Annotated in this window: 4 protein-coding genes; all 4 read left to right on the top strand. The window is 57.0% G+C overall.

Going from position 1 to position 3,525, the window contains the following annotated elements:
- Positions 1-442 (top strand): substrate binding domain-containing protein (locus ACXJ5O_RS21870; protein WP_457301732.1); only part of this gene is annotated, 442 nt, incomplete at its 5' end.
- Between the two features lie 72 nt (positions 443-514).
- The gene (locus ACXJ5O_RS21875; protein ID WP_457301733.1) at positions 515-1,156 is read left to right on the top strand and encodes a YjbE family putative metal transport protein; all 642 of its coding nucleotides are present in this window, start codon (positions 515-517) and stop codon (positions 1,154-1,156) included.
- Positions 1,157-1,283: 127 nt separating this feature from the next.
- Positions 1,284-2,243, top strand: a complete 960-nt coding sequence (locus tag ACXJ5O_RS21880; RefSeq protein ID WP_457301734.1) for a Bug family tripartite tricarboxylate transporter substrate binding protein — start codon at positions 1,284-1,286, stop codon at positions 2,241-2,243.
- Between the two features lie 25 nt (positions 2,244-2,268).
- Positions 2,269-3,525: tripartite tricarboxylate transporter permease (locus ACXJ5O_RS21885; RefSeq protein WP_457301735.1), on the top strand; the 1,257-nt coding region annotated here is incomplete at its 3' end.

A 3,525-nucleotide genomic window follows, 5' to 3' on the forward strand; every position in this document is an offset into this window, starting at 1 on the left:
CCCCTATGCCATTTGTGCGGCGCCGGGTTATTTTGCCCGCCATGGAATGCCGAATCACCCGCTCGATCTTCAAAACCACAATTGCCTTGTCCATATGACGCAGAAACGAGACCCCAAGATCTGGCAAATTAGATCCGATGGCGAGGATGTCGCCGTTCCCGTCGATGGAACTTTTCATTCCAACCTTGAGGGCGCGATTTTGCTCGCAGCGGTTGAAGGGGCCGGCATCGTGCGCCTGCCACTTTATAGCGTTGCTGCTGAGATCCAGTCGGGGCAACTGGTTCCGATTTTTGACGGAGACGTCGTTTCTGATCGGGTGATCAAGGCATTCTATCCGAAGAGCCGGTTCGTACCAAAGAAGGTACGCGCGTTTCTGGCCATCCTGGAAACCAGATTGAAGACGCGTATGCAGGACTATGAGAAATCGAGCGCCGCCAGTTAGCGCATATATCAGGCGGACAATTCCCCAGACTGTGATGCGTTTCACCCACAACTAAAGCGAGACTACCCAACGATGCCGTTCCATTTAGATCAAGCCACCATTACCGCTTATTTCGAAGTGATTATGATCAACGTGCTCCTGTCAGGGGACAATGTGATCGTCATCGCCATGGCGGCGGCAGGTCTCGCCAACGATCTGCGTGGCAAGGCCATTGCCGCTGGCATTGCGGCGGCTGCGGTAATCCGGATCGTTTTCGCAGTGACGGCGGTCAAGCTGCTCGCAATCACTGGTATCACATTCGCCGGCGGCCTGCTTCTCCTGTGGATCTGCTGGACGATGCTGCAGGAGCTGCGTGCTTCCGGGGAGAATGATGAAGGTCATCTCGCGGGTGTCGATGGCGGCGGCGCGCTTGCCATCAAACCCAAGATGTTCCGCCAGGCCATCTTTCAGATCATTCTTGCCGATGTGTCGATGTCCCTCGACAATGTGCTGGCTGTCGCTGGGGCGGCCAAGGAAAATATGCACGCACTGATATTCGGATTGATCCTGTCCGTTCTGCTGATGGGGCTGGCATCGTCGTTCGTTGCAAAGCTCCTCAACAGATACAAGTGGATTGGCTGGATAGGCTTGGCGATCATCGTCTACGTCGCCCTCGACATGGTCTGGCAAGGTGGCAATGAGCTCGCGACGCTTTATGGAATTCATATCGCCTGATCCCTTTGCTTACCGCACCAACCGAAGCTTGCCAGCTAATTTCCATGGGGCAGAGAGCTAAAATTTGTTCTTGTCACCGCTAGGTCACGATGTGACGTTCCCGGCGGAGGACATGGAGGAGAGATTTATGAAGAAGTTGCTCGCAGCACTCATCACCTGCGCTGGCATGGTGACTGCCCCTGTGGCGATGGCTGCGGATTTTCCGGCCAAGAACATCCAATTCGTCATACCCGTCAGCCCGGGCGGCGGCTTCGACACCTATGTGCGAGCCGTTGCACCAATCCTTGAGCGTCACCTGCCGCAGTCCGTCAACATTGTCCCGACAAACATTCCGGCTGCGGGCGGTGCGCGGGGCGCCGCACAGGTTTATCGCGCAAAACCGGATGGCTACACGATCGGCATCTTCAACATACCGGGCATGCTTGTTCCACAGATCAGAGGCGACAGCGATCTGCAGTACGATCTGAAAAAGATGACTTGGCTCGGCAGTTTCGGGCAGGATGGTTACGGCGTCGGTGTGCCTACAGCTTCGCCCTATAAGACAGTTGCGGATTTGAAGGCACTTGATCGTCCGGTGAAATTCACCGCTTCGGGACCTTCGTCGACCGCCTATTCGGCGACAATGATTGCCACCGACATGCTTGGCATCAAGCGTGAGATCATCTCGGGCTACAAGGGCAGCAATGATTATGTGCTCGCGGTCATTCGCGGCGACGGAGATGCAGTAATCGGTCCTCTTCCGGTCATGGAGAAATTCGTCGAATCCGGCGAATTGCGGATCATCGGAACATTCGAGGAAAAATCGTCTGTACCGGGCGCTCAAAATGCGGTCGAAATGGGCCAGCCTGATCTGTCGAAACTGTCGGTCGGACGTCTTGTGGCCGGTCCTCCAGATCTGCCGCCAGAGGTGGCCAAGACCCTTTCCGAGAGCCTTATGGCGGCGATGCAGGACCCGGCGATGGCGACATGGTCCAAGGAAAGCGGCATTGCGGTCGAACCTGGCGATGCAGCATCCGCCAAGAGAATCTTGGAAGGCCAATTCAACTTCTACGAGCGCTACAGCAAGTATCTCGGCCCTGCAAACTAAGCTGTAATCTGTTCGAGGAATATCCATGCTTGATGTCGCGCTAACCGCTGCTGGCAACGTATTTACATTCCAGTCGCTGCTTTTCCTGACCATCGGAATGTTGATCGGGCTTGTCGTCGGTGTCGTTCCGGGTATGGGGGGCACCACCGCACTTGCCGTGTTCGGACCGATGACCGTCGGTCTCGATCCGTATTCGGCACTCTCGCTCGCCGGCGGGCTCATGGGCGCCGTATCCTTCGGTGGGTCGGTCACGTCGATCCTTATCAACCTGCCGGGTGGCGCTCCAAATGCAGCAACCTGTCTCGATGGCTATCCGCTCGCCCAACAAGGCAAGGCTGGGTTAGCGCTTGGTGCTTCCGCCAGCGCCTCGTCGGTGGGCGGGGTCATCGGCGTGTTCACGTTGTTGCTGGTTATTCCCATATCCAAGAAGATCGTGCTTGCCTTTGGTCCATCGGAGTTCTTCCTGCTGGCAACACTTGGCCTTGTGACGATCGCAGCTTGCGCGCCGGGGCGCATGCTTCGCGCCATGATCGTCGGCGGCATCGGGCTGCTGTTCGCGTTTATCGGCTTCGACAATGTCAATGGCGGGACGCGGTTCACATTTGGCATAGAGCATTTGTGGGAAGGCATCCCGCTTGCACCGGCGATGATCGGTCTGTTCGCTTTTCCGGAAATGATCGAGCTTTCTGCCAAGGGCGGCTCGATCTCCAAGGACAAGGGGCAGGTCGGCCTGACGGGAACACTCGATGGCGTCTGGGCTTCGTTCAAATATTGGAAGACACTTCTGCGCGGTTCGCTGATTGGAACACTGGTGGGGGCCATTCCCGGTGTCGGTGGCACCGTCGCAGCGTTCCTCGCTTATTTCAGCACGGTTCAGGCATCAAAGAACCCGGAAAGCTTCGGCAAGGGCAACATCGAAGGCGTGATCGCACCGGAGGCCGCCAATAACGCCAAGGATGGCGGCAACCTCATCCCGACGCTCGCATTCGGCATTCCCGGTACAGCCGAAATGGCGGTGCTGCTCGGTGTTCTCGTGCTGCACGGGATGGAACCCGGACCAACGATGATCCTGCATCATGAGGCGGAGATCTACGGTCTTATTCTCACCCTTACGCTGTCGTCGATTCTCGCATCGGTGATCGGATTGATGATGGTCCGGCCTCTCGCGATGATTACGCGGCTCGATGCGCATATCCTGGTTCCGTCGGTCATTGCGATCTCGTTCGTCGGTGCCTACGCCAACAACTCGCTGCCCGGTGATATCGTGCTCGCCTTCGTCTTC

This window comes from Phyllobacterium sp. P5_D12, assembly GCF_054049495.1.